The sequence below is a fragment of the Ruminococcus sp. RTP21358st1_G6_RTP21358_211008 genome (assembly GCF_040908885.1).
Lineage (GTDB): Bacteria > Bacillota > Clostridia > Lachnospirales > Lachnospiraceae > Blautia_A > Blautia_A faecis.
The window spans coordinates 62,562-88,664 of sequence record NZ_JBDGDM010000008.1; the positions used below are offsets into that span (position 1 = coordinate 62,562).

The window sequence follows — 26,103 nt, forward strand, 5'->3', positions numbered from 1 at the left end:
TTTTACAGGAAACCGAATCCTTAAGCAGATTTATTTCGTTACAGATAAATAGGTGGTAAAGATGAGGCAGACCGTAAAGAGAATTCATCAGGGCGGATGTTATCATCTGCCCTATTTTAATACAATGGCACGAACGGTTTTTTGACCTTTTGACACTGGTATCATACAATGGGAAAAAGAGTAAAACGGAAACATCCTTAAATAAAACATAAGAATGAAGGAAGTAACGATGACAGGACTGACAAACGAACAGGTACAACAAAGAATTGAAGAGGGGAAAATCAATGTCAATGAGAACCCCAACACAAGGAGCTATAAGCAGATCGTAAGGGAGAATGTGCTTACATTTTTCAACTTTCTGAATCTGGCTCTGATGATTATGGTATTGCTGGTTGGTTCCTATAAGAACTCCATGTTCATGGGAATTATTGTGATCAATACGGTGATCGGAATCATCCAGGAAGTGCGTGCGAAAAAGACGCTGGATAAGCTGGCTATCCTTACGGAGAGCAAGGCAGTGGTCTTGCGTGAAGGCAAAAAATGGTCTATCTCCACGGAGAAGCTGGTTCTGGACGATATCCTTTTTCTGAAAACAGGAGATCAGGTGCCTGCAGATGCCAAGGTGCTTGAGGGCAGTATTGAGGTCAATGAATCCCTGCTGACAGGAGAATCTGACAATCTTCAGAAAAATGAAGGGGACGAGCTTTTTTCTGGAAGTTTTGTTACATCCGGAGAGGCCTGCTGTCAGGTTATCCATGTAGGTAAGGACAATTATGCTTCCCAGATCACCAGCGAGGCAAAGGAATTTAAACGTCATAATTCCGAGTTGCGCAACTCTCTGAATGCGATTTTGAAGACCATCAGTGTGATCATAGTTCCTATGGGAATGCTGCTGTTTTATAAGCAGTATTATATTGCTGGAAACGGAATCAGAGATGCAGTAGTTAATATGGTAGCAGCTGTCCTCGGAATGATCCCGGAGGGACTGGTGCTCCTTACCAGCGTGGCGCTGACGCTTGGTGCGCTGACGTTAACCCGTAAGAATACCCTGGTGCAGGAATTGTATTGTATTGAGACTCTGGCGAGAGTGGATACCCTCTGTCTGGATAAAACCGGAACCATCACAGCCGGTACTATGTGCGTGGAACAGGTACAGCCCTATGTGGAAGGGATGGAGATCAAGGCTCCGGAAGCAGAAAATGAGAATATAAGCGAAAGTACAATAAATGGAACAGCGAATCAAGCTCAGAAAGTTCCAGAAATGGCAGCTGCAGAGGCGCAGTCTGAAGTATCCGTGGTTGCGGCACAATTGCAGATAGGAGTTGTTATGGGAACTACTGAACAGCTGTCAGCACAAGATTCACAGGGCAATGTCAATACTGATTTAGCCATCAGCGGCGCCCAGCCAGAATTGACCATGGGTGAGATCGAACGTGTCATGGCAAACATGATGTCCGTTTTAAAGGACAAGAACGCCACCGCAGATGCACTCCACAAACGCTTCTCCAGAAGAACGGACATGCCGGTAGATCATTGCATTCCGTTTTCCTCAGATCGCAAATACAGCGGTGTAGCCTTTAAAACAGAAGGAACTTATCTGATGGGTGCTGCCCAGTTCCTTTTCCCGGATGGAAATGAAAACTTGATCAAGCAGTGTGCTGCTTATGGAAAAGAAGGCTTACGTGTTCTGGTGTTGGCGCATAGCCCAAACCTGAATCGGGAGAATGAGCTTCCGGAAGGGTTAAAGCCGGTTGCGTTATTTATGCTTACTGACATTATCAGGGATAATGCCCCTGAAACCTTGGCATTTTTCAAAGACCAGGGCGTAGATCTGAAAGTGATCTCCGGTGATGATCCTGTGACTGTTTCTGCCATTGCAAAAAAAGCAGGCCTGGAGAATGCAGATAAATATATTGATGCCACCACTATCACCACACCGGAGGATATGGAGCGTGCCGTTGCAGAGTGTTCCGTATTCGGCCGTGTAACTCCGCAGCAGAAGAAAGAGATGGTGCTTGCCCTTCAGAAACAGAAGCATACAGTTGCCATGACCGGTGACGGTGTGAACGATGTTTTGGCACTGAAAGAGGCAGACTGCAGCGTAGTTATGGCAGAGGGAAGCGACGCTGCCAAGAACATTGCAAATGTAGTGCTCATGGATTCCAATTTTGCCGCTATGCCGGAAATTGTGAACCAGGGACGCCGTGTGGTGAACAACATCCGTACCGCAGCCTCCATGTTCCTGATCAAAACTATTTTCTCTGTGCTGCTGTGTCTGATCACTATTTTCTGGGGCGATAGCTATCCGTTTGAGCCAATTCAGATGTCCCTGATCAGTGCCTGCGCAGTGGGTATCCCAACCTTCCTGCTCGCCCAGGAAAACAACTTCAACAAGATTGAGAGTGGTTTTCTGCGTTATGTATTTATGAATGCATTCCCAGCAGCAGTCACCATTACGGGATGTGTATTTACCATTATGCTGGTCTGCCAGAACGTTTACCATAGCAATGTAATGCTGAGTACAGCCTGTTTCCTGGTAACCGGATGGAACTACATGGCAGCTTTGAAGACGGTATACGCGCCTCTAAGCAGGTACAGGAAAATCATTATTTACGGTATGCAGTTTATTTTCTTCTTTGCAGCCGTATGTGTGCAGAACCTGCTTGCACTTGGCTCCCTGGAGTTCGGAATGATCATCCTGGTATTTATCCTGATGACCTTCTCTCCGGTTGTAATCGAAGTTATCACAGAATGGTGCAGATCTTTGTATAACAAGGCACATGAGAAGGAAAAGAAAGGAATTATTTCTCTGTTTTTGGAGAAAGTGCAGAAATAATGACTGACCTGGTCTTGAGTGGCAATCAAAAATAATACCTCAAGCTGAATTTGAAAAGAAACGCAAAAAATGCTTCATCGCTTGTTATGGCGATGAGGCATTTTTTTAACATGCTCTAAAAGCCGGGCTGATTTCTTCTGCCGGGTATGGAAAAACAGGGCTTCGTTATAACTTTACAAAGTTTGGTTTCCGATCTTTAAATACTGTATAATACTCAAATCCACATTCTTTCAGCACCTGCGCAGCCCTATCAAAAGCGTATCCTATTTTATCCGGTGTATGCGCGTCAGCACCAATGGTGATGATTTCGCCCCCTAGTTCTTTATAACGCCGGATGATATCCGTACATGGGTTTGGCTCTCCAAGACCGTAGTGATAACCGCCGGTGTTGACTTCCAGTCCTACATTTGTGTCTGCCAGTTTTTTCAGAATCGCATCCAGAATGTTCCGATATTTTTCATAAGAATAAAACTGGTTTTTGTTTGGACCGTAGCGGACAATATAATCCAGATGTCCATAAGTGTCCATTTCATGAAATGCATCCAGATTCTCCAGAATGGATTCGAAATATTCAAGGTAGGCCTGTTCCTCGTTCCTGCCCTGGAAAAATTCCAGGTAGTAGGGGTCAGCACCGTGGACTACGTGAGAAGAACCAATCACGAAATCGAAAGGATATTCCTTTAAAAGATTGTGAAAATATTGTTTAAGATGAAGCTGCAAACCGATCTCAATACCGAAATGGATGTGAATCTGATTCTTGTAAGTTTCTTTCAGTTCGTTGAATTTAGTGTAATAGGCGGGAATATCCAGGGCAAATTCCAGGTCATCCGGAGTTGGTGGATAGTCTGGATCCAGATGCTCTGTAAAGCAGATTCCCTTAAACCCCAGTGCAATGGCCTGGCGGATCATATCCTCAGTGGGAGTGCCGGAATCTGCGGAAAATTCAGAATGCATGTGGCAGTCCCACAAAACTCCGGGAGAGTTGGAAAGTATTTTCATAATAACCTCCTTATAAATTATAAACCAAGCAAAGTATTTTAAAAATATATTTTCTGTAAATATAAAGATATATTTTATGGATAAGTGTACAGCGAAGGAACATGTGAAAAAAATTCTTCCTACACGAAAAAGAAAGGAAAAAACGTGCATAAATGCTGCCACTGTGTCATAAAAGGGACTTAATTGTCTCATTTGAGAGCAGTATATCATATCAGAGAATATTTGTGGCAATTTGCCTGTTATTTTTTTGAAAATAGGCTTGAATTTTTGTTCGGAATTAGGTACAATACGCTATAGGTTGATGTTTCTTTCACAAAGATTGAAGCACTCACATAATTTTTACCATTTAATTCATAGGAGGAATTTATCATGGCAGTAAAAGTTGCAATTAATGGTTTTGGACGTATTGGTCGTCTTGCATTCCGTCAGATGTTCGGTGCAGAAGGATTTGAAATCGTTGCTATCAACGACTTAACATCTCCTAAAATGCTCGCTCACTTATTAAAATATGACTCAACTCAGGGAAGATATGCTCTTGCAGATACAGTAGTAGCTGGAGAGGATTCCATCACAGTTGACGGAAAAGAAATCAAAATTTATGCAAAAGCTAACGCTGCTGAGCTTCCATGGGGAGAGATCGGTGTAGACGTAGTTCTTGAGTGTACTGGATTCTATACATCCAAAGACAAAGCTCAGGCTCATATCGATGCAGGTGCTAAACACGTTATCATTTCCGCTCCGGCTGGAAACGACCTTAAGACAATCGTTTACAATGTAAACCATGAGACTCTTACAAAAGAGGATCACATCATTTCCGCAGCTTCCTGTACAACAAACTGCTTAGCTCCAATGGCTAAAGCACTTAATGACCTTGCTGCAATCAAATCCGGTATCATGTGCACAATCCACGCTTACACAGGCGATCAGATGACACTTGACGGACCGCAGAGAAAAGGCGATCTGAGAAGATCCCGTGCAGCTGCAGTTAACATCGTTCCGAACAGCACAGGTGCTGCTAAAGCAATCGGTCTTGTTATCCCAGAACTGAACGGCAAACTGATCGGTTCCGCACAGCGTGTTCCAACCCCAACAGGTTCTACTACAATCCTTACAGCAGTTGTTGAAGGAAATGTAACTAAAGAGCAGATCAACGCAGCTATGAAAGCAGCTTCTAACGAGTCCTTCGGATACAACGAAGATGAGATCGTTTCCAGCGATATCGTTGGTATGAGATTTGGTTCTCTGTTCGATGCTACTCAGACAATGGTTCTTCCACTTGAGAATGGCACAACAGAGGTTCAGGTTGTTTCCTGGTATGACAATGAGAACTCCTACACAAGCCAGATGGTTCGTACAATCAAACACTTTGGTAAACTGCTTAACGCTTAATCAGAAGCAGAGTAGGGTTTTCAAATGCTGACAAGCCATGGCCTGACAGCATATGAATAAGACTCAGAGAAGGGTCCGGTCTGAATAGGACCGGACCCTTTTGTCTGTATAAAAAGTTAAATTTTATAAGGAGGCATAACAAGATGCTGAATAAGAAATCTGTTGATGACATCAACGTAAAAGGCAAAAGAGTCCTCGTAAGATGTGACTTCAATGTACCTCTGCAGGACGGTAAGATTACAGATGAGAACCGTCTGGTAGCAGCTCTTCCTACAATCAAGAAGCTTGTTGCAGATGGTGGAAAGATTATCCTTTGCTCTCACCTTGGAAAACCGAAAGGAGAGCCGAAACCGGAGCTTTCTCTTGCACCTGTTGCTAAACGTCTCACAGAGCTTCTCGGACAGGAAGTGAAATTCGTTCCAAGCCCGGTTGTTGTAGATGACACTGTAAAAGCAGCAGTAGCTGACATGAAAGACGGCGAGATCATTCTTCTTGAGAATACCCGTTATCGTGCAGAAGAGACTAAGAACGGTGATGAATTCAGCAAGGAACTTGCTTCTCTTTGCGATGTATTTGTAAACGATGCATTTGGTACCGCTCACAGAGCACACTGCTCTAACGTTGGTGTTACCAAATATGTAGATACAGCTGTTGTTGGATATCTGATGCAGAAAGAAATCGATTTCCTCGGAAACGCTGTAAACAATCCTGATAGACCATTCGTAGCAATCCTTGGCGGTGCTAAGGTTTCTAGCAAGATCTCTGTTATCAACAACCTTCTTGACAAGGTGGATACTCTGATCATTGGTGGTGGAATGTCCTATACATTCTCCAAGGCTATGGGCGGACACATTGGTGTTTCCCTTTGCGAGGATGATTATCTTCAGTATGCATTAGACATGATGAAGAAGGCAGAAGAAAAAGGCGTTAAGCTTCTTCTTCCGGTTGATAACAGAATTGGTGATTCCTTCTCCAATGATTGCAATATCCAGGTTGTAAAACGTGGTGAGATTCCGGATGGATGGGAAGGAATGGACATCGGACCAGAGACAGAGAAACTTTTCGCTGACGCTGTAAAAGATGCCAAGACAGTTGTTTGGAACGGACCGATGGGCTGTTTCGAAATGCCGAACTTCGCTCATGGCACAGAGGCTGTTGCCAAAGCTCTTGCTGATACAGATGCTACAACTATCATCGGTGGTGGTGATTCCGCAGCAGCTGTTAACATCCTCGGCTATGGTGACAAGATGACACACATCTCCACAGGTGGCGGTGCGTCTCTTGAATTCCTTGAAGGAAAAGAGTTACCTGGTGTAGCAGCAGCTAACGATAAATAAATAGAGCACTTAATGAAAGCAAGCTGTAAGCGCAGCTTGAATTATGTGCGGATTTGGTTCGAAGGAACTTAATGAGAGCAGGCTAACGGCGCAGACCAGCTGACTTTCATATATGGTGATGCCGCCTGCCGGCGACATGTCCGTTTAGTGAATCGGACTTCCTTATCATACAAAAGGAGATATATAAAATGTCTAGAAAGAAAATCATTGCCGGAAACTGGAAAATGAACATGACTCCAAGTGAGGCAGTTAAATTAGTAGAAACTTTAAAACCATTAGTAGCAAACGATGACGTTGACGTAGTATTCTGCGTACCGGCTATCGATATTCTTCCTGTAGTTGAGGCTGCAAAAGGCTCCAACATCCAGGTAGGTGCTGAGAACATGTACTTCGAGGAGAAAGGTGCTTTCACAGGCGAGATTTCCCCGAACATGCTTACAGACGCTGGTGTTAAATACGTAGTTCTCGGACACTCTGAGAGAAGAGAGTACTTCGCTGAGACAAGCGAAACTGTAAACAAAAAAATGCTCAAAGCATTTGAGCACGGAATTACTCCAATTATGTGCTGTGGAGAGACTCTTGATCAGAGAGAGCAGGGCGTAACTATGGACTTTATCCGTCAGCAGGTTAAAGTTGGTTTCCAGAACGTTACAGCTGATCAGGCTAAAACAGCCGTTATCGCTTACGAGCCGATCTGGGCTATCGGAACTGGCAAAACAGCTACAACTGAGCAGGCTCAGGAAGTTTGCGCAGGAATCCGTGCTTGCATCGCTGAGATCTATGATGAGGCAACTGCAGCAGCAATCCGCATCCAGTACGGCGGATCTGTAAACGCTAAGACAGCTCCGGAGTTATTTGCTCAGGCAGACATCGACGGCGGTCTTGTAGGCGGTGCATCCCTGAAACCAGAGTTCGGCGATATCGTAAACTATAACAAATAATAAAATAATAGCTATTTTTTAGCTAATGTGTCCAAGCAAGAAGTAATTAAACGCCCCTAAACACAAGGTTGATTGGTAAATATTACCAATTGAATTGTGGGTAGGGGCGTTTTATAATTTACCTACTATCACCTTTTGGTATCACTTTTGGAAAGAAAAATCACTGTCATTCAAAAAAGTGATAATTGCTACAGGGGAGGAAGTAAATGGCGAAGAACTATGAGGGTAGAAAAGAAAATGGTGAAGGCAATGTAAGAAAACTGCCAAGCGGAAAATATGAATGTGTAGTACAAAGCAAATACATTAATCCAAAGACCGGGAAACCCAAAAGAATTAAACGAGTGGGAGAAACAGAAAAGGCAGCCCGTGAAAAAGCAAAGCTGGATCTTGTCGCCTGGGAGAAGGAAATTGAGAGAGGCAGAGATACAAAGATTAATAAAGCCAAGACCTTTGGCGAATATATGTCTGAATATATTGAGACAGAGGTAAAGCCCAATATAACTGGAAGCGGCTATCATACATATATTAATAACATGAACCGGAATTTCTTTGATTTTCCAATATCCAAGTACCAGCTTCATATGCTGAATGCTGTGGAATTTGAACGGTATTTTGACACGATATTAGAATTAAAGAGTAAGAAAACCTGCTCTCTGCCGATGCAGCTATGTAAACGCTGTTGTAAATGGCTGGTTGATCGGAGCTTGCTTAAAGAGAATTATGCTGCCCAGGTGAGAGTAAAAAAGGAAATCTCTGATGAATACGACAAGAAAAGAGAAGATGATATCAAAAATCGTAAAGAAGTATTCACGCCAGAAGACATTCAGAAATTTTATTATGCCTACAAAAATAATATGGGACAGTATCCGGTTGTTGTATTATTTCTATTGGAAACAGGGCTTAGAATCGGAGAATTTGCCGCTTTGAGAAATGACAATGTGGATCTAGAGAATAACAAGATTCATATTGTAGAGGCACGATCTGTTCGTTTTAAGGATAATGATAAGGAAAAAGGGATAGAATATTACACAAAAGTTCCCAAAAATGGAGAAGCCAGGTTCATAATGATGTCGGATCTATGCAAGGAATGTGTATTGTATATGATGGAGCAGACCCGACTTAAATGTAAAGACAATCCGGATGACTTGCTCTATCCAACATTTGCTAATGGTAAGAGACGTTCAAATGCTTCTATGGAAGTGTGCTTTAAGGAATTATGTGACAAGCTTAATATTGACAGAGATGTGCATCTCACTAAAGGCGGTCAGATGAAAGGGCTGTGTCTTCATTCACTCAGACACACTGCAGATACCATGGCGAATACTGCAAAAAATGCAAATGTAGTGAATACTGCATTAAAAATGGGGCATAAGGCAATCAGTGTAGAGAATGTGTACACACATGCTACAGAGGAAGCACTTAGTAGTGTTATGACACCATCCCAGGCCGTTCTTGAGGAATACAAAAAAGATTCCGATGTTCAGAGCAAGGAAGAAGAATTGTATAAAATGTATCTCAAATTAAAAGAAAAATTCGAATGAGGATAAGGTGCCTTATGGAAGTTACATGGAAATTAGGCAATACATATTTAAAAATCCAGGATTGTGAGTCGGGTTGGAATTTCACAATTCTGGATCTTTTTATTTTCATAAATTGGTGTAGGATAGGCAGAAGCAATGAAATTAGGTATCGTTATTACGAGGCCGATTTCATAAATGTCCATATAAGTTGTTAAATGCCTTTAGACGCTGATAGCTAGAGCATTTAGCGGATTTCCGACTTGGATAAAACTCTATATAAATTCATGTAATTTTTTGAAAAATGGCCCACTTTGTGGCCTACTAACTTTTGATCGAAGTCCTAATATGGTAAGAAGAAGCGCCTGTAGGAACGCTTCTTTTTTTCTGTACAGGAAAGACCGCCTGTGGTGCGCTGCTGAATTTAAAAATGCCCGCACGGAGGCGGGCATGATAACAAGAAAATCCCTGGATTAGAAAATATAAAAATTTTACTCGCCAAATCGTTATCAGATTCTTCATCATTTAGAAGATAATCCATATCTGGAAGTCCATTCTCGTTTCTCCTGCTATATAATATTTTGTAAATCATTTTGCATGGATGTTCGCTGATAATAAGTATTTATGATATCCTGTAAAGTAATTGTATTCATCTTTTCTTCAGTGTTTTTTTGAATTTCATTATAGAATCCCTGCAAGGACAACTGAATATTAATGCCAACGCCACAATCAGGGTTGGTATGAGTATCTAAATGAAGTAGCGGTTTCTCGCCCTCCACTGCTTTATAAATATCCAGCAACGTAATCTGGTCTGCTGGTTTTGAAAGAGAAGGACGGGCATGTCCGGCTACACTGGTCATAAGTTCGGCCTTTTTTAGTTTTAACATGAGCTGGCGTACAAAGCCGGGATTTGTATGGATACTTTCTGCAATTGAGGCACTGGAGAGTGAGTTTTCCTGGTTGATAGCAATCAGAACCATTACATGGACAGTATCGCTTAATTTCGTTGAGTATTTCATGATAAGAAACTCCTTGTAGTATGATATAATGATTTTGGTTTCACGTTTTTGAGGCGAAAATATTTCTGGTTTGTCAAAAACATCCCAAGTTCTCAACAGCTCTTTTTAATGTGTTGAGAAATTGTACATATTTTTTATTTTGATGATTGTAAATAATATAATTACAACTATAATGAAATTTAAAGGAAAAGTCAACATAGTAATAAAACTTACGGAGGATTGTATAATATGCTGATTGTGGACAAATTAAAAGGAAATTTATATACCAGAATCAAAAAACATATGACTAAAAAAATGTATCACCTTTATTATCGTGAAAACAGGGAAGCTTCACAGTCTAAAGAAGAATATGAAGCAAATTTATTAAGAGCATACCGACATTTAGACGCATGCAGATTCAAAAATAAGGGATGGCCATGTCCAACATGCCCAAGTTGCTGTTTTTGTGGAAAAGATTATGAAACTATGACTGAGGTAATGGATTTTGCCCGGGAATGGATGAAAGAGAATCCGGACAAAGCCAGATTTATGAAACCACCCAAATTCTTGCATAAACATTGATTATTATATGATGCGATAAAATGTTCGCAAAGGGGAAGTTATGGAATACAAAAATCAAACAGAAAATCGTGCATTTCAGGAAATGCTGCTGGCAGCAGTAAAACGGTTACAAAATCGTTCTGGAGAGGAGATTGCTGCAAAAAGTGGGGCTGTTTTTCATAGCAGCCGAAATGTGCTTGAAGTACTGAGTTTTTATGAAACGATTGAAATTCAACTCCCTGAGTTTCGTATTAACTCAAACATGGACGAATGGCATTATCTGACATTGCTGCATTATCTGGATATGGCCGATGGAACAGAAGGTTCACAGAAGCTCATTACTTTTGGTAACCTGAAAGATGGATTGATTCGAGGAACCAAGTTTGACCGGACCGCAGAGCAGAAACTGGAAAAGCTTTTGCAGGATAAAGATCCTGAGAAAATTCAGAAAGCATGTAAAAACCTGGGTGCAGAATTTACAGAGACAAAGGCGGATTTGTGTGCTGTTTTTCCAGTTCTGCCAAGATATCCGGTAACTTTAAAAATATGGTTTGCAGATGAAGAATTTCCTGTATCTGGCAAAATATTTCTTCAGGATCATGCCGATCATTATCTAAGTGTAGAAGATGCGGTAACAGTTGGAGAAATTTTGCTGCAAAAATTATCGGAAGCCTTTTCTTCTCTCTGATCATGAATCAGAAAACTTTCCAGCCCGGCTTTGATAAATTTGTCGATTACTGTCTGAATCTGTTTCCAGTCATTACAGTGATTGCGGAGCATCAGTCTGTTGATGGAAAGGCAGCCATTCATTTGAAAATAAAAAACCGATTCTGCCTGTTCAAAGGTCAGGAGGCTGTGTGACATAAGCCAGGTCACATAGCCTTCTTTTGTATTTTCTGCTATTTTTTCCAGAAGAATAGGGGCAATTGCATCATCCAGAAACAGTGCCCTGTATTGTGATTCCATCTGTATTTTCTGACAGAACGGATAGGAACAGCTTTTTTGATTTAGACAGAATAAATGATCTACCGTTGTTAACATATCCTGAGTCATATCATTAAAAATATCTGATAATACATCATGGATATCGTAGTAATGAAGATAAAAAGTGCCACGGTTGATTTCAGCATTTTTGCAGATCTCTGTAACTGTAATTTTCGTAAAACTTTTCTGCTTTAACAATTCTAAGAACGTATCTTTTATGGTTTGCCTGGTATAGCGGGTACGGCGATCTTGTTTTCTCGTTTTTTCTGACATTATATACTCCTGTATTAGTTAGTATCATATAATTTCTCAACAATTTTTCTGATGTGTTGAGTAACCATACAAATCTCACAGACTGATTATTGTAATTTATATAGTAACAACTATAATGAGGTTTAAAGAAAAAGTCAACAGATTGTTCAGAATTTTAGGAGGAAAAACATGGGACATGTAATTGCAGTATCAGGAAAAGGTGGCGTAGGAAAAACAACTCTTTGTGGATTGTTGATCCAGTATTTATGTGAAAGCGGAAAACGTCCGGTCCTGGCGGTGGATGCAGATGCAAATGCAAATTTGAACGAAGTGCTCGGTGTTGAGCCGGAGGTCACACTTGGGGAGCTGAGAGAGGAAATTGAGCGGGCAGGCGTAGATCCACGATATCAGATTCCATCTGGTATGACGAAACAGGCATATCTGGAAATGCGTCTTTCTGATGCGATTGCGGAAGAAGATGATTATGATCTGATGGTAATGGGGCGAACCCAGGGACAGGGCTGCTATTGCTTTGTAAATGGTCTTGTACAGACCCAGGTTCAGAAACTGCAAAGCCATTATCCATATATTGTGGTTGATAACGAAGCAGGTATGGAACATATCAGCAGAGGAATCCTGCCAATGATGGAAGTTGCCATTCTTGTAAGCGATTGTTCCAGAAGAGGTGTTCAGGCAGCCGGACGTATTGCGAAGCTGATGAAGGAGTTAAACTTTAAACCACAGAAAACTGGACTAATCGTGAATCGTGTTCCAGATGGAAAACTGGATGCCGGAACTCTGGAAGAAATCCGAAATCAGGGACTGGAACTGTTAGGCGTTGTACCACATGATGACCAGGTATATCAGTATGACTGTGATGGAAAGCCGATCATACGGCTTCCGAAAGATTCTCCTGTAAGAAGTGCACTGGGAGAAATTGTAAAGAAGTTAGGATTGTGAGTTGGAGGATTGAAAGTTTGAAGATTGAGTAAACAGAAATATTATTTGATTTGGTATAACCAATTGCAAAGAAAGGAAAATCTTCATGAGAAGTCATTGGACAGAAATAGAAAAATATTTAGAAGACCAGAAGATAGCGCAGGAACTGATTGGAGAACTGAGAGATTTTCACATGCGTTATGAGGTAGAGGATCAGGTAAAGGAACGAGTAGAAAAACCGGATATCCTATTTTATGGGAAAAAGATTCTGGAAATGTCAATAGCAGCACTTCTTCAGGGAGATAACCTGTTACTTTCCGGTGTGAAAGCTACAGGAAAAAATGTACTATGTGAGACACTGGCATGGATATTCGGAAGACCGGAATACGACATTTCTTTTCATGTAAATACAGACAGTGCCGATCTGATTGGAACGGATACCTTTATAAATAATGAGGTTCGCCTTCGGAAAGGCCCTATCTACCAATGCGCGGAATTTGGAGGATTTGGAATCCTGGACGAAATCAATATGGCAAAAAATGATGCCGTTTCTGTACTGCATGCCACATTGGATCATCGGCGCAGAATCGATATTCCAGGATATAACAGGATTTTACTTCATCCGGCAACACGATTTATCGGTACGATGAATTATGGTTACGCAGGTACCAGAGAACTAAATGAAGCACTGGTTTCAAGGTTTATGGTAATCGATATGCCTGAAATGGATGAGGATAGTGTCCTTTTTATATTAAGGCAACATTTTCCAGATGGGGAAAAAAGTGCACTGAAAGCTTTTGCAGGACTGTTTCTGGATTTGCAGATCAAAGCTTATCATGGAGAAATCTCAACAAAATCTCTTGACCTGAGAGGATTGGTTTCTGCTGTAAAAGCAACAAGAAGCGGACTTTCTCCAATTGATGCAATCCAGATGGGAATCATAAATAAAAGTTTTGATGTATTTGAAAAAGAGATCGTAGAAGATGTGGTTTCTACCAGAATCCCATCTTCCTGGACCGGAAAAGACATATGGGGGTAAACTTGTATGGAGGATGTCAGATGGCCGGCGGAACAACTGGAAGAACATCATCTGGAGATCAGCAATCGTATCAGAAATCTTTTTTGGACAGTCAGTGGTGATTATGATACGGAATTTGAACCGGACACAGAAAAATATGTTTATTCAAAACAAACGGTTCTGTATGAGGCAGTGAAACAGGGTGCTTTTGCACGATATTTTGATCAGAAGAAACTTGGCATGTATTTGATGAAAAAATTACATTTTTCTGCTGGAGAAGATATGCTTTTACCTCTTGCTGGATTATGCATGGATGCTGCAGTGAATCGGTTTACCATTCGAGAACGTTTGGGAACAAAGGAAATCAGAGAATGGGCGTTCAGAGAATTGGAAAAGGCCGAGGAAGAGCAGGTATCAGACAAAGCTGGAACAGGCCTGATTCACAGGATCAGGCTTCTGTATATAAGGCATGTTCTGGAGAACACAGACGATAAGGGAATGGATCCACAGGCAGAGATTGCATTGTACAAGATTCTATCTCTGAAGAATGCGGAAAATACGGAAGATGTCATAAACGTGATAGATGAGATTTATAATCATGTTCTGGATCCTTCTTTTGAAAAAAGGAATGGAAATCTGGAGAAGATTCTTAATTTACCGGATATGGCATTGGCCAATGACGCGTGGCAGGAATGCATGACGGATGAACAGATGGAAGACATCATTCAAAAATATCTTTCTAATCTCAAAAAAAAGATGATGAGTCTGGATATCAAAAACAAAAAGAAAAAAAGACTTTATTTCTCTCCGGAAAATGAAGAAGTTCCGGAAAGCCCGGAGAATTTAAATCCACAGGCAGTGCGACGGATACGGGAATATGTGGAACTGAATTACGGAAAATCGTATCTAAGTGAATCGGAGCAGGCCAGAGTCAACCGGAAATTTTGTACAGGAATCCACAAAAACTGTATCCTGTATCTTACAGATGGAATTTTACAGAACCCTGTGATAAAAAATAATCAATACCGTTTTTCTCAGCTGCAGTTTGAAAAAAATAAAGCCTATTATGGAAATAATCACTGGATCATCAAAAGAAATATTTCTGTGTTGGCAGAGTCACTGAAACGGGCGTTTATAATCCGAAAGGATGATTTTGTCAGCAGATCTGATGCAGGGCAGCTTGTTCCTGAGAGGTTATGGAAAATTGGAAGAACAGACGATGACAAGTTATTTAATAGAAAAAAGAGATCAGAAGATTCTGAGTTTGTAATAGACGTCCTGATTGATTCCAGTGGTTCCCAGGCTGGCAGACAGGCTCAGGTAGCGGCGCAGGGATATATTATCAGTGAAGCATTAAGCCAGGCAGGAATTCCTCATCGGGTGACAGGATACTGTGCTTTCTGGGGATATACAGTACTTCAGAGATTTCGGGATTATGAAGATCCAAGGGAAACAAATGAAAGAATCTTTCAATTTCGGGCATATGCCAATAACAGAGACGGGCTTGCACTGAAAACAGTCTCTTCCTCTCTCATGGAGCGACCGGAAAAAAATAAGATTTTAATCGTATTAAGTGATGGAAAACCCTGTGATATGAGCATACAACGACCAGGAACCCGCCAGCCCAGGATCTATGACGGAGAAGGAGCTGTGAAAGATACTGCATATGAGGTGCGTCGGGCCAGAAATCAGGGAATTTTCGTAATTGGTATTTTTGTAGGGAATGAAGAAGAGCTCTCTGTGGAAAAGAGAATTTATGGAAAAGACTTTGCCTATATTCGTAATATCAGTAATTTTTCCCGTATGGTAGGAACTTTTTTGCGAAGACAAATTGATATGGAATGAAAATGGAGGAATCACTATGGGTAAAATTGAATTTTCCACTTGCCAGGATGTAAGAAATCAGAAAAAGATACAGGAATTAGATTGTCCACGCTGTCATGAACAGGGAGGCATTGAAGCCTTTGTGAAAGACGGGATACTAGCAGAGGACGGAGTATGCGATAACTGCGGATATATTCTTTCAGAAGGAACAGAACTGGAGGAAGTGGAGTAAGACAGTTTGAAGTATGGTCATATGTAATTCTTATTATTTAGAAAAAAGAAGAGGAGTAAATATAGAGATGAAAATAGCAGTTTGTGGAAAAGGTGGATGTGGAAAAAGTACAGTAACCAGTCTGTTGGCTAAGGCTTTAGCCAGACGAGGAAAAGAAATTTTGGTAATTGATTCCGATGAATCTAATTATGGTCTACACCGACAGCTAGGTATGAAGCTTCCCAGAGATTTTACAGACTATTTCGGTGGTAAGCAAAATGTTTTAAATGATATGATGTTATCAAAATTTACTCATCAGTTTTTTGAGAAAACCTGGACTATAGATGATATACCGGAAGATTATTATAGTCTGAAGGACGGTGTAAAACTGATGACCAGTGGAAAAATTCATCAAGCAAATGAAGGGTGTTCTTGTGCTATGGGAACTGTTATGACTCAATTTATCCAAAATCTCAGGCTTACAGAAGACCAATTTGCGCTAATGGATATGGAGGCTGGTATTGAACACTTTGGACGTGGAATTGATAACGGTGTAGATTTGATATTGATAATCATAGATCCATCCTATGAATCCCTACAGCTTTCCAAAAAAATCGGGGAATTATCGGAAAGTATTCGAAAACCATTTTATTACGTTCTCAATAAAGTAACAAAAGAGAATCAGGAAATGATGTATGAAGCTGTATGGAATTCAAATCGAGTCGCTGTATCTCTTAGTGCGGATCCTGGCATTATGGGAGAGGGGCTGATGGGGAAAGAACTGTCAGAAAAACCAGATGCTATTGAAAACTTAACAGAATTCCTACTTTCTATTTAACAGAATAAGGAGATTTAGAATGTTACAGGATTACTATGAAAAACATAATCTGGAAATGAAACCATATGAATACTACCTTGCGGAGTTTCAGAATGTAAATCCAGAGGGTGTTACAAGTCGGCTGGATATACCATTTGATGATAATAGCAAGTCATTTATAATAAAGTTTATGCAGAACACATACACGATCAGTTATCCAGAGTTCGAAATTCATTGCATAGATAAATCAGATAAAGATGCGATTTTGTGTAATGATATTCATGCAAAAATCTTGATGTTACGATATTTTTCAGAGGGAGATTATATGAAAGCTGCGGGGGATCTTTTGTCCTATCGTGATCTTCCTTGGGGAGAGGTTTATTATAGGCAGTTTTATGGGCGTTGTATTATGAGGCTCGCGAAAACATATGGAAATAGACAAGATGTTTTTGAAAGATTAATGGAAAAATTGGCAGGGATACGCCAAAAGTATGGAGATGTATCCTACGAATTTGAAGTTTTTCGTGAATTAAAATTATGTTTTATTTTATGGTCAGGTGATGAGGAATTTCCACCTTCTGCACAAATTCTTTTCTCTGATAATTTTCCAATGGCATTTGCAGCTGAGGATGTAGCGTATCTTGGAGATGTTATATTAGATTATATGAAACAAGAAGAAAAGGATACCTGAAAAAGACGAGGGAGTTAAAGGAGGAAAAAGAGAATGATCAGTGTTGAAATGGAAGATGTTTTGGCGGTATTACAATTATGCAAACCATATATTATCGGTATTATTGCTGCACTTGTAATTGGAATCGTAATTATGGTTGCATGCCGCAGGATGTCCAGGGACAAAAGATTTCTGATAAGAGGAGAAGCTGTGATCGCAATGGTTCTTGCTGTTGTTGTCTGCGTGAATATGATCTGTTTTGGACCAATGGCTACATTGATTGGACTTGCAACGGGAAATGGAACTTTAAGCGATGAAACAAATGAAGAAGCTGCGGAAGTGGCAGAAGAAATTATGGAAGACGGAATTGTTCTTCTGAAGAATGAAAGCTTGCTTCCTTTAAATGAAACAAAAAAACTGAATATTTTTGGCTGGGAATCTATTAATCCGGCTTACGGAGGAGCTGGTTCCGGTGGAATTAATGATCTGTATGATATTGTCAGTCTGAATCAGGGACTTGAAAATGCCGGATTTTCTATTAACCAGAAACTGGTTGATTTTTATAACAATTATGGTGCAGATGATCCGGAAATGTCTATCCAGAAACAGAGCTGGACATTACCGGAGCCACCTGTAGATACATACAGTGATGAGCTTATTAAAAGTGCGAAAGAGTATTCTGATGTGGCAGTTGTGGTTCTTTCCAGAAAAGCAGGTGAAGGTCATAATGATATTCCTATGGATGTAAGAAAAGCAGCATATGATAATAATTCTGATGAATATGATGATTTTCCTGAGGGAGAGCATTATTTACAGCTTTCACAAACTGAGAGAGATATGGTGGATATGGTTTGCTCAAACTTTGATAATGTCATTGTAATTTATAATGGAGCAAATCAGTTTGAACTTGGTTTCGCAGATGAATATCCTCAGATTAAATCTGTTGTATGGTGCCCAGGAACGGGAAATGTGGGATTTAATGCACTTGGTAAAGTATTTTCAGGTGAAGTCAATCCTTCCGGAAAAACACCGGATACATTTATTTATGATATGACGACTGCTCCGTGGTGGAATAATGCAGAAAAAACAGAGTATACAAATCTGGCAGATATGGCTGTTGAAGGAATGAACGCAGGAACTGCGCAGGTGTATGCTCCGGCATTTACCAATTATGTGGAAGGCATTTATGTAGGATACAAGTACTATGAAACAGCTGCACAGGAAGGTGCGATTGATTACGACAAGACTGTACAGTATCCATTTGGATATGGTCTGAGTTACACAGAATTTGAACAGAAAATGGGTGAACTGGAGGAAAAAGACGGACAGATTTCTGTAGATGTAGAAGTAACCAACTCCGGAGATGTTGCCGGAAAAGATGTAGTAGAAGTGTATTATAAACCGCCATATACAAATGGAGGAATTGAGAAATCTTCTGCAAATCTAATTGAGTTTGAAAAAACAAATCTGCTTCAGCCGGGAGAATCTCAGACTGTTACAGTTACATTTAGTATAGAAGATATGGCCTCCTATGATGAGAATAATGCAAAAGCGTATGTTCTTGAAAAAGGTGACTATGTAATCTCTATTAACAGTGATTCACACACTGTGCTGGATCAGAAAACTTATACTGCAGATAAAGATGTAGTATATAAGGGAGAAAATAAAAGAGCATCAGATGATACTGCAGCAACAAATGTATTTGAAGATGCAAAAGGCGATGTGACATATTTATCACGAGCAGATCATTTTGCAAATTATGAAGAGGCTACAGCAGCACCGGCATCTGCAGAGCTGGGTGAGCCATATGTTTCTGAATATCATCTGAACAGCAATTTTGATAAGACTACATATCTCAATGATGAGGATGTAATGCCGACAACGGGAGCAGATAATGGACTTACATTAGCTGATATGCGTGATGCTGATTATGACGATCCTCGTTGGGAAAAACTTCTGGATCAGCTTACTGTTGATGAAATGGCAAATATGATTGCAATGGCTGGTTATCAGACAGCAGCCATGGATTCTGTGGGAAAAGTGGCTACACTTGATTTTGATGGACCAGCAGCAATTAATAACAACTTTACAGGAGTTGGTTCTATTGGATTCCCAATTGAAGTTGTGGTTGCATCCACATGGAATAAGGAACTTGCACAGGCCTGGGGTGAATGCATGGGCAAGATCAGTCAGGAAATGGGTGCAGAGGGCTGGTATGCACCAGGTATGAATACTCATAGAACCGCATTTGGTGCAAGAAACTATGAATATTTCTCAGAAGATGGAATTCTTTCAGGAAATATGGGAGCAAAAGCAGTAGAAGGAGCAAGAAAATACGGAGTTTATTCTTACATTAAACATTTTGCTATGTATGAAGGTAATGCCAAAATGGTAAGTGTCTGGTCGAATGAGCAGGCAATCCGGGAAATTTATCTGAAACCATTCGAGATTTCTGTAAAACAAGGTGGAGCAAATGCGGTTATGGTTTCCTGGAGTTTCCTTGGAGATAAATGGACTGGAGAATGCAGTAACCTTATGAATACAGTTCTCAGAGATGAATGGGGATTCAGGGGAATGGCGCTTACAGACTTCTTCCGAAACAATGGTCATGGATTTATGAATGCAGATGCAGCTTTGGCGAATGGAGTAGATGTAATGTTGTCTACATTCAATGGAGAAGAGAACAATGTAGCCAATCCAGAGCATCCAACATCTGTACTTCAGATGAGAAATGCCTGCAAAAATGTCATGTATACAGTTGTAAGCAGTTGGGCTTATGATGGAGAACACGAAGAAACAGGTATGGAAAACTGGAAAAAAGCAGGAATTGGTATCGACACTGTAATAGCCCTTTTCATGGCAGGAATGGAAGTACTGGTAATTAGAGGATATAAGAAAAGAAAGAATGCTGAATAAGGATGAAAGTGGGATGGAAAACAATTATGAAACAGTAAAAATTGGTTGAAAAGATGACAATAGAAGAAAAGGCAGCGATCCTCAGTGGAAAAACTGTCTGGCAGACCAGAGAAATTGACAGGTTTTCCATCTCGTGTTGTGCTGCTGAAACAAAGGAAAATGGCCGTTTGATTATGGGTGCTGAGGATGTATGGAATGTTTCGCTGACAGCACCAGAGGCGAAGCTTTATCTGACACATATGGATAATGTTGCTCATGCATCAGTTACACGCTTTACGATGCGTGGCCAATTAACAGCGTACGGTGTTTCTAACTATGATATGCTGGAAGACGGGGAAACTGTTGTTTACTAAAAGACAGTCAGCTCTGTGGAGAAGAAATTTTTTTGTTTTCACAGTCCTGACAGATGCCATGAAGCATATCTCCGCTGCAATGCAGCCGGAAGCCATGATCTTTATACAAATGCTCTTTAAATTCATCCATAAAGTCACAGTCAAGATGCACAACCTTGCCACATCTGATGCATTTCAGATGTAGGTGTTCTGTGCATTTTTTTTCTTCTCCTGCAAACTGAAACACAGCTTTATCACTGTTCAGATCCGGATATTTGATTACAATATGCTCGGCGCAAAGCTTGTCAAGATATCGGTATACAGTTGTTGTATTTACCTTAATTCCTTCAGTTTTTAAATATTTTTCAATATCAGCCACACTGACAGTGACAGCCTTCTGGGACTTCAAATACTCCAGAATAATCTGTCTTGTTTTTGTAGTATAGGGTTTTCGCTCAGCCATTTTCTTTATTCCTTTCATATGTGCTTTTTTCTATTGTATCTTTTTATTTCGCCTAAGTCAATTATGCTCCAGAAATGCAAATAATTTGCAAATATTATTGACGGCCGGTATTCTATGCGTTATTTTAATAAACGCAAATGGTTTGCGCTTATTTTAAGCGGATGAGATAATATGCTTTTGAAATTTTATTTTCAGGCACATCAGGTTTGTGCAGAAAGGATTTTATTATGAGAAAAAAATTATTAACTAGAACAGCACTTGCAGCTACAATAGCACTTGGCATTGGTTCTTTTAATCTGGCATATGCAGCAGAAACTGAGGATACTTCTTCTGGAAAAAAAATAAATGTTATGGCAAGCTTTTATCCTATGTATGATTTTGCAACAAAGGTTGGAGGGGATAAGATTGAGGTTACCAATATGGTACCTGCCTTCTGATTTGACGCAGGATGCATGGATAAATGTAACAGGTACATATCACTATGACAAACATAAAGGGATGGAAATTACTGTCACTGATATAGAAGACGCAGAGCCGTCAGAAGAGGAATATGTTTATCCTATTTATTAAACAGAGATAGCTTGATTCAAGAAAACTATTTATAAGGTATATATTTTGCTCCATCAGAATGTTTGAAACAGAGCTTTGGGGCCTTTTATCTATCATTTATTAACTCCGGAAATAGAAAATAATTTTGTGTAAATGCAAACTATTTGTATTATAGATGCTGGCGCGGGACAGAAAAAAATGCCGTTACTGTTCACTCCGTTCACAGTAACGCGCTTCGCGATGCACAGAAATCATGCTTTGCATGATTTCGCGCCGCAACTCTCGGGTTTTCTGTGAACTTTGTTCACAAAAAACACCTCGCGGAATGTTACCAGTGAACAGTATCAAAATGCCAACAATATTTGCAAATAATCTGCAATTTACATTGACCAACATCGAATAAAAGCGTACAATGCGATATTGGCAGAAATATTAATCTGGAAGGAGAAAATAAATTCAATGAAATTTTGTCTATCTCATAAAAAATATCTTTTAGCTGGCATTTATATTATCTGTGTTATATTTACCTGTTTTAATGCCAGATTCTATCACACTCCTCTGGCAAAAATATGTTCTGTATCAGAAATGGAAACCATGAGCAGAGAAGGAACCAGAGGTGCAGAAGAACACTATTATACTCAGAAAATTACAGCCCGGATATTGAACGGTGCATATAAAGGTAAAGAAATTACACTTTCTAACGAATACACTTCTTCACAGGTTCAGACGCAGAAATACCATAAAGGAGATACGGTACTTCTGAATGGGTCAAAAGACAGACCTGGAAAAACTATACGTTCTGTAAAACGTGACATCTATCTGGTCGTACTGGTGGGTGGTCTGATTATTCTTCTGATCTATATTACGAGAAAACAGGGGGGTTATACGATCGTATCAGTGATACTGAATACATTGATTTTTGCGTACGGATTTCAACTGTTGGGAGATGGAAAGAATATTCTGAGAATATGTAATGTAATTGCACTTCTTTTTTCGTTGACTACATTGATCTGTCTGAATGGAATTCACAGGAAAACATGGGCTGCTGTTCTTTCGACTTTATGTGTTCTTTTCCTGATTATGATGCTGTTTGATTTTTCTATTCACAGGTATGGAGATTTAGATTATTCTAATCTGGAATACCTTGGAAGCATGAGTAATTCAGCCGACATATTCTGGACAGATATTATGCTGACAGGGCTTGGAGCGATTATGGATGTAACAGTCACTATAAGTGCAGCAACTGGTGAAATTGTTCGCAAAAATCCATCAGTTTCTATAAGAAAGCTGATACATTCGGGAAGGGAAATCGGATATGATATTATGGGAACCATGATAAATGTACTGCTATTTGTTCTTGTAAGTGGCATGATTCCAATGTTTATTCTTAAAATGAATAATGAGATCAGATTTATAACGCTTGTAAGATATCACATTCCATATGATATCTGTCGCTTTCTGATAGAAAGTATTGGAATAGTGTTGGCAATACCAGTATCTGTTTTAATTGCTTCGATTATTATGAAAATACCATCACTGAAAAGGAGTGGAAAATAATGATTCTTTTTCTTACATTAGTGCTGCTTTTTTTGATGATTACAATTGGAGGAGAACGTGGAGCTGTTTCAATCATGGCACTGGCAGGTAATATTATTATTCTGTTTTTTTCGGTTATATTGATGTTAGCTGGTTTTCCCGCACTGCTTCTGATACTGGCGGCAGGAGCAGGTGTCTGTTATAATTCTCTGTTTTATCAGAATGGAAATAATGTCAAAACGCGAGCTGCCTTTCTGGCTACACTGTTTGTAATGCTGATTCTGTTTATTCCGATTTTTGCTATTACGTGGAGAACAGGAAGTTATGGCTTAAATGAACTTCAGATTTCAGAAGAGGATTTTATGTACTATTACAACACAGATATCAGTATTAATATGCTTCATGTGGCTGTTTTTGTAAGTGTTTTCAGCACTCTGGGAGCTGTCATTGATACTGCACTATCTGTGACGTCATCTGTGTATGAAGTCTGGACTCATAAAAACAGTCTGGTAGAGAAAGAACTTACTTCAACAGGGTATCAGGTGGGAAAAGAAATTATAGGCACAACAGTAAACACATTGCTTTTTGCATATCTTGGAGGGAGTATTTTATTGTTTTCCTATGTGCAGACACAAAAATATAGTCTGGAAATCATTCTCAATTCCAGATTCCTCTTTCAGGATGTTGCGATTATGCTATTTGGTGCTATTGCCTGTCTTGTTGCAGTTCCAGTATCAATTAAATGCATTATCTGGCAGATCAGACATATTAATCCAGATAAAAAGCAATTAAACGCTTAAATTACATGGTAATCAGAAGATGGGAATTTCATATATAGTGATGTCACTGATAAGAGAGATGCCGGTTGTGTGTAAGATTCTTGCATAATGGTATCTACTTATCGTCAGTAAGCTGAATAGAAATAAAAATTACCATATATTTCGTCAGATTATACAGAAAAATGGAAATTTTGAACCGCAAAAAATTACAATTTGAAATTAATCAAATATTGTAATCAGCCTATGATTATGGCATAATGATTAAGGATATGTAAAAATTGAGAAAAATCCACGTTAACAAAAGAAAATACTTTGAAAAGAAAGGTCGCCTCTGCAGAATTGGCAGAGGGAAACGACAACAGAGGATTAGAACATGGCAATTTTTTCAATGGTTTTATCTTTGCTGTGCGGAGTATCATTTTTCCTTTTTGGAATGTCGCTGATGGGAGACGGACTGAAATCCGTTGCTGGTAATAAGCTGGAAGCATTCCTTTACAAAATGACCAATACCCCGCTGAAGGGAGTAGCACTTGGAACAGGTGTTACCAGTGTAATCCAGTCATCATCCGCCACTACCGTTATGGTAATCGGTTTTGTAAACTCCGGTATGATGAAGCTGAAACAGGCAATTGGTATTATCATGGGCGCAAATATCGGAACCAGTATTACAGGATGGATTCTGTGTCTGTCTTATATCCAGGGCTCCGGTGGAATTGCAAGTATTCTTTCTACAGCCACTATTTCAGCAGTAGTTGCTGTAATCGGTATCATGCTTCGTATGGTCTGTAAGAGATCTGTATACCGAAATATTGGAAACATTATGCTGGGCTTTGCCATTTTGATGAATGGTATGCAGATGATGAGTGGAGCAGTTTCTCCTCTTCGTGAAAGTCCTGTATTCATTGATATGCTGACAATGTTTTCCAACCCAATTGCAGGTATCCTGGTAGGTATTGCATTTACCGCAGTGCTTCAGAGTGCATCTGCAACAGTTGGTGTGCTGCAGGCTCTTTCCGTAACCGGAATCCTCACCTTTGCAAGTGCATTTCCAATTGTTCTTGGTATAGGTGTTGGTGCTGCATGCCCGGTACTGATCTCTGCAATTGGAGCGAATAAGAACGGTAAGAGAACAGCTCTTGTATATTTGCTGAATGACTTATTTGGTCTGATCCTGTGGTCCATTGTATTTTATACCTTGAATGCGTTCATTCATTTTGGATTTTTGGATATGATCATGACTCCGGTATCCATCGCATTTTTGAACACCATTTTCCGTGTGGCTACCGTTGTGGTGCTTTTCCCGTTTATTTCCAAGCTGGAGAAACTGGTATGCTATCTGGTCAAGGACAGCGCAGAGGAGCTGGAGGACGAGGCAGACTTCGATCTTCTGGAAGAGCGTCTGTTAAATTATCCTGCACTTGCAATTGGACAGTGTCATCGTGCTATGAATGGTATGGCCAAGAAGCTTCGTAAGAATGTAAACAGAGCTATGAACCTTCTGAATGATTATCAGCAGGATAAATATGACAAGGTACAGCGTAAGGAAGACCTGATCGACAAATATGAGAGCCGTCTTGGAGAGTATCTGATCCAGCTCACCAAACGTGAGATGAATACCGCCCAGACGCGCCAGACCTCCCTTTATCTGCACACTATCAATGACTTTGAGAGAATTGGCGATCATGCTTCCTACATCGCACATATGTCCAACGAAATGCATGATAATCATACAACATTCTCCCAGACTGCATGGGACGAGTTGAATGTAGTTATGGATGCTGTCCGTGAAGAAATCAATGTAACCTGCAATGCATTTATGAACGACGATAAAGAGGCAGCACAGCGTGTTGCACCTCTTGGCGTGGTAATCACCAGACTTTGTGATGAACTGAAGATGCGCCATGCAGAGCGCCTCAGCCAGGGCAAATGCGGATTGGAAGAGGGAACTGTGTTCAGCGATATTCTGAACAGCTTTGGACGTATTGCTTCCCACTGTGCAAGTGCCATGACAGCACTTATGAAAAGTGGGGAAGAGACTACAGACATCCACATTCACAACTCCAGAATTTATCCTACAGACAGTCTGGAATATTACACTTATTTTAAGGAATACAGACAGAAGTATGATATTGGCACAGAAGTGGAGCATAAGCTGAGTATGGAGCCAGAAGAGGTTGAATAAATAATTTTTAAGATAAAAACACCGTCAGATGAAAATTCGCAGATAAAATGCGA

At 40.1% G+C, this 26,103-nt stretch carries 23 protein-coding genes and 1 pseudogene; 20 read left to right on the top strand and 4 right to left on the bottom strand.

The features are described from left to right. Positions 1-214: 214 nt before the first annotated feature. Positions 215-2,836: a cation-translocating P-type ATPase gene (locus AB5Z12_RS04765; RefSeq protein WP_368368574.1), complete on the top strand. Its 2,622-nt coding sequence runs from the start codon at positions 215-217 to the stop codon at positions 2,834-2,836. A 165-nt stretch (positions 2,837-3,001) separates the two neighbouring features. Here AB5Z12_RS04765 and AB5Z12_RS04770 read toward each other — a convergent pair whose 3' ends face one another. Continuing rightward, entirely contained in the window at positions 3,002-3,835 is an 834-nt protein-coding gene (locus AB5Z12_RS04770) for a histidinol-phosphatase HisJ family protein (protein ID WP_173735493.1), read from the bottom strand. Positions 3,836-4,204: 369 nt separating this feature from the next. Here AB5Z12_RS04770 and gap point away from each other — a divergent pair, with 369 nt between their 5' ends. The 4 genes from gap to AB5Z12_RS04790 all read left to right on the top strand — a co-directional run bounded on the left by gap (position 4,205) and on the right by AB5Z12_RS04790 (position 9,043). Next, entirely contained in the window at positions 4,205-5,224 is a 1,020-nt protein-coding gene (gap, locus tag AB5Z12_RS04775; RefSeq protein ID WP_117851616.1) for a type I glyceraldehyde-3-phosphate dehydrogenase, read from the top strand. 143 nt (positions 5,225-5,367) lie between these two features. Continuing rightward, positions 5,368-6,561 carry a phosphoglycerate kinase gene (pgk, locus tag AB5Z12_RS04780; protein ID WP_118580955.1) on the top strand — a complete coding sequence of 398 codons (1,194 nt, stop codon included), beginning with the start codon at positions 5,368-5,370 and terminating at the stop codon, positions 6,559-6,561. Positions 6,562-6,749: 188 nt separating this feature from the next. After that, a complete protein-coding gene (gene tpiA / locus AB5Z12_RS04785) occupies positions 6,750-7,502 on the top strand; it encodes a triose-phosphate isomerase (RefSeq protein ID WP_118580952.1) in 753 nt (250 codons plus the stop codon). A gap of 206 nt (positions 7,503-7,708) precedes the next feature. Next, a complete protein-coding gene (locus AB5Z12_RS04790) occupies positions 7,709-9,043 on the top strand; it encodes a tyrosine-type recombinase/integrase (protein WP_148462505.1) in 1,335 nt (444 codons plus the stop codon). Positions 9,044-9,588: 545 nt separating this feature from the next. Here the strand turns inward: AB5Z12_RS04790 and AB5Z12_RS04795 are convergent. Continuing rightward, positions 9,589-10,038, bottom strand: coding sequence for an Rrf2 family transcriptional regulator (locus tag AB5Z12_RS04795; RefSeq protein WP_148462504.1), 450 nt, complete (start codon positions 10,036-10,038; stop codon positions 9,589-9,591). A 228-nt stretch (positions 10,039-10,266) separates the two neighbouring features. On the opposite strand from AB5Z12_RS04795, the gene AB5Z12_RS04800 reads away from it, so the two are divergent. Next, complete coding sequence (locus tag AB5Z12_RS04800) at positions 10,267-10,599, top strand: hypothetical protein (RefSeq protein ID WP_015542172.1); 333 nt, start codon at positions 10,267-10,269, stop codon at positions 10,597-10,599. 40 nt (positions 10,600-10,639) lie between these two features. Further along, positions 10,640-11,266, top strand: coding sequence for a DUF3786 domain-containing protein (locus AB5Z12_RS04805; RefSeq protein ID WP_148462503.1), 627 nt, complete (start codon positions 10,640-10,642; stop codon positions 11,264-11,266). Here the strand turns inward: AB5Z12_RS04805 and AB5Z12_RS04810 are convergent. Continuing rightward, a complete protein-coding gene (locus AB5Z12_RS04810) occupies positions 11,188-11,835 on the bottom strand; it encodes a TetR/AcrR family transcriptional regulator (protein ID WP_015542174.1) in 648 nt (215 codons plus the stop codon). The genes AB5Z12_RS04805 and AB5Z12_RS04810 overlap by 79 nt on opposite strands. A 168-nt stretch (positions 11,836-12,003) precedes the next feature. Between AB5Z12_RS04810 and AB5Z12_RS04815 the strand changes: the two genes are divergently transcribed. The 8 genes from AB5Z12_RS04815 (at position 12,004) to AB5Z12_RS04850 (ending at position 20,562) form a co-directional block, all read left to right on the top strand. Beyond that, entirely contained in the window at positions 12,004-12,774 is a 771-nt protein-coding gene (locus tag AB5Z12_RS04815; protein ID WP_118316228.1) for an AAA family ATPase, read from the top strand. Between the two features lie 85 nt (positions 12,775-12,859). Beyond that, complete coding sequence (locus AB5Z12_RS04820) at positions 12,860-13,792, top strand: AAA family ATPase (RefSeq protein ID WP_148462502.1); 933 nt, start codon at positions 12,860-12,862, stop codon at positions 13,790-13,792. Positions 13,793-13,798: 6 nt separating this feature from the next. Beyond that, positions 13,799-15,616, top strand: coding sequence for a nitric oxide reductase activation protein (locus tag AB5Z12_RS04825; protein ID WP_148462501.1), 1,818 nt, complete (start codon positions 13,799-13,801; stop codon positions 15,614-15,616). A 16-nt stretch (positions 15,617-15,632) separates the two neighbouring features. After that, positions 15,633-15,827: a hypothetical protein gene (locus AB5Z12_RS04830; RefSeq protein ID WP_118580931.1), complete on the top strand. Its 195-nt coding sequence runs from the start codon at positions 15,633-15,635 to the stop codon at positions 15,825-15,827. A 67-nt stretch (positions 15,828-15,894) separates the two neighbouring features. After that, positions 15,895-16,644 carry a P-loop NTPase gene (locus tag AB5Z12_RS04835; protein ID WP_148462500.1) on the top strand — a complete coding sequence of 250 codons (750 nt, stop codon included), beginning with the start codon at positions 15,895-15,897 and terminating at the stop codon, positions 16,642-16,644. Positions 16,645-16,663: 19 nt separating this feature from the next. After that, positions 16,664-17,314, top strand: coding sequence for a DUF3786 domain-containing protein (locus tag AB5Z12_RS04840; RefSeq protein WP_148462499.1), 651 nt, complete (start codon positions 16,664-16,666; stop codon positions 17,312-17,314). Between the two features lie 33 nt (positions 17,315-17,347). After that, positions 17,348-20,209 carry a glycoside hydrolase family 3 C-terminal domain-containing protein gene (locus AB5Z12_RS04845; RefSeq protein ID WP_173773251.1) on the top strand — a complete coding sequence of 954 codons (2,862 nt, stop codon included), beginning with the start codon at positions 17,348-17,350 and terminating at the stop codon, positions 20,207-20,209. A gap of 53 nt (positions 20,210-20,262) precedes the next feature. Continuing rightward, positions 20,263-20,562, top strand: coding sequence for a hypothetical protein (locus AB5Z12_RS04850; RefSeq protein WP_173773250.1), 300 nt, complete (start codon positions 20,263-20,265; stop codon positions 20,560-20,562). Positions 20,563-20,569: 7 nt separating this feature from the next. On the opposite strand, the gene AB5Z12_RS04855 is transcribed toward AB5Z12_RS04850, so the two are convergent. After that, positions 20,570-21,022 (bottom strand): Fur family transcriptional regulator, encoded by a 453-nt coding sequence (locus AB5Z12_RS04855; protein ID WP_243284573.1) that lies wholly within the window; start codon positions 21,020-21,022, stop codon positions 20,570-20,572. Positions 21,023-21,231: 209 nt separating this feature from the next. On the opposite strand from AB5Z12_RS04855, the pseudogene AB5Z12_RS04860 reads away from it, so the two are divergent. The 5 genes and pseudogenes from AB5Z12_RS04860 to AB5Z12_RS04880 all read left to right on the top strand — a co-directional run. After that, positions 21,232-21,435: pseudogene (locus AB5Z12_RS04860) on the top strand (ABC transporter substrate-binding protein); the annotation flags it as partial. After that, positions 21,410-21,574, top strand: coding sequence for a hypothetical protein (locus tag AB5Z12_RS04865; protein WP_173735495.1), 165 nt, complete (start codon positions 21,410-21,412; stop codon positions 21,572-21,574). The pseudogene AB5Z12_RS04860 and the gene AB5Z12_RS04865, both read left to right, overlap by 26 nt. 438 nt (positions 21,575-22,012) lie before the next feature. Continuing rightward, a complete protein-coding gene (locus AB5Z12_RS04870; protein WP_148462497.1) occupies positions 22,013-23,110 on the top strand; it encodes a YibE/F family protein in 1,098 nt (365 codons plus the stop codon). After that, a complete protein-coding gene (locus AB5Z12_RS04875; RefSeq protein WP_173735496.1) occupies positions 23,110-23,889 on the top strand; it encodes a YibE/F family protein in 780 nt (259 codons plus the stop codon). Before AB5Z12_RS04870 ends, AB5Z12_RS04875 begins: the two co-directional genes overlap by 1 nt. A gap of 352 nt (positions 23,890-24,241) precedes the next feature. Continuing rightward, positions 24,242-26,050, top strand: coding sequence for a Na/Pi cotransporter family protein (locus AB5Z12_RS04880; protein WP_195590339.1), 1,809 nt, complete (start codon positions 24,242-24,244; stop codon positions 26,048-26,050). Positions 26,051-26,103: the final 53 nt, after the last annotated feature.

Excerpts from the sequence above, each read along its gene's own strand:
- AB5Z12_RS04765 (WP_368368574.1), top strand. The coding sequence starts at position 215 with ATGAAGGAAGTAACGATGACAGGACTGACAAACGAACAGGTACAACAA.
- AB5Z12_RS04770 (WP_173735493.1), bottom strand. The coding sequence starts at position 3,835 with ATGAAAATACTTTCCAACTCTCCCGGAGTTTTGTGGGACTGCCACATG.
- gap (WP_117851616.1), top strand. The coding sequence starts at position 4,205 with ATGGCAGTAAAAGTTGCAATTAATGGTTTTGGACGTATTGGTCGTCTT.
- pgk (WP_118580955.1), top strand. The coding sequence starts at position 5,368 with ATGCTGAATAAGAAATCTGTTGATGACATCAACGTAAAAGGCAAAAGA.
- tpiA (WP_118580952.1), top strand. The coding sequence starts at position 6,750 with ATGTCTAGAAAGAAAATCATTGCCGGAAACTGGAAAATGAACATGACT.
- AB5Z12_RS04790 (WP_148462505.1), top strand. The coding sequence starts at position 7,709 with ATGGCGAAGAACTATGAGGGTAGAAAAGAAAATGGTGAAGGCAATGTA.
- AB5Z12_RS04795 (WP_148462504.1), bottom strand. The coding sequence starts at position 10,038 with ATGAAATACTCAACGAAATTAAGCGATACTGTCCATGTAATGGTTCTG.
- AB5Z12_RS04800 (WP_015542172.1), top strand. The coding sequence starts at position 10,267 with ATGCTGATTGTGGACAAATTAAAAGGAAATTTATATACCAGAATCAAA.
- AB5Z12_RS04805 (WP_148462503.1), top strand. The coding sequence starts at position 10,640 with ATGGAATACAAAAATCAAACAGAAAATCGTGCATTTCAGGAAATGCTG.
- AB5Z12_RS04810 (WP_015542174.1), bottom strand. The coding sequence starts at position 11,835 with ATGTCAGAAAAAACGAGAAAACAAGATCGCCGTACCCGCTATACCAGG.
- AB5Z12_RS04815 (WP_118316228.1), top strand. The coding sequence starts at position 12,004 with ATGGGACATGTAATTGCAGTATCAGGAAAAGGTGGCGTAGGAAAAACA.
- AB5Z12_RS04820 (WP_148462502.1), top strand. The coding sequence starts at position 12,860 with ATGAGAAGTCATTGGACAGAAATAGAAAAATATTTAGAAGACCAGAAG.
- AB5Z12_RS04825 (WP_148462501.1), top strand. The coding sequence starts at position 13,799 with ATGGAGGATGTCAGATGGCCGGCGGAACAACTGGAAGAACATCATCTG.
- AB5Z12_RS04830 (WP_118580931.1), top strand. The coding sequence starts at position 15,633 with ATGGGTAAAATTGAATTTTCCACTTGCCAGGATGTAAGAAATCAGAAA.
- AB5Z12_RS04835 (WP_148462500.1), top strand. The coding sequence starts at position 15,895 with ATGAAAATAGCAGTTTGTGGAAAAGGTGGATGTGGAAAAAGTACAGTA.
- AB5Z12_RS04840 (WP_148462499.1), top strand. The coding sequence starts at position 16,664 with ATGTTACAGGATTACTATGAAAAACATAATCTGGAAATGAAACCATAT.
- AB5Z12_RS04845 (WP_173773251.1), top strand. The coding sequence starts at position 17,348 with ATGATCAGTGTTGAAATGGAAGATGTTTTGGCGGTATTACAATTATGC.
- AB5Z12_RS04850 (WP_173773250.1), top strand. The coding sequence starts at position 20,263 with ATGACAATAGAAGAAAAGGCAGCGATCCTCAGTGGAAAAACTGTCTGG.
- AB5Z12_RS04855 (WP_243284573.1), bottom strand. The coding sequence starts at position 21,022 with ATGAAAGGAATAAAGAAAATGGCTGAGCGAAAACCCTATACTACAAAA.
- AB5Z12_RS04870 (WP_148462497.1), top strand. The coding sequence starts at position 22,013 with ATGAAATTTTGTCTATCTCATAAAAAATATCTTTTAGCTGGCATTTAT.
- AB5Z12_RS04875 (WP_173735496.1), top strand. The coding sequence starts at position 23,110 with ATGATTCTTTTTCTTACATTAGTGCTGCTTTTTTTGATGATTACAATT.
- AB5Z12_RS04880 (WP_195590339.1), top strand. The coding sequence starts at position 24,242 with ATGGCAATTTTTTCAATGGTTTTATCTTTGCTGTGCGGAGTATCATTT.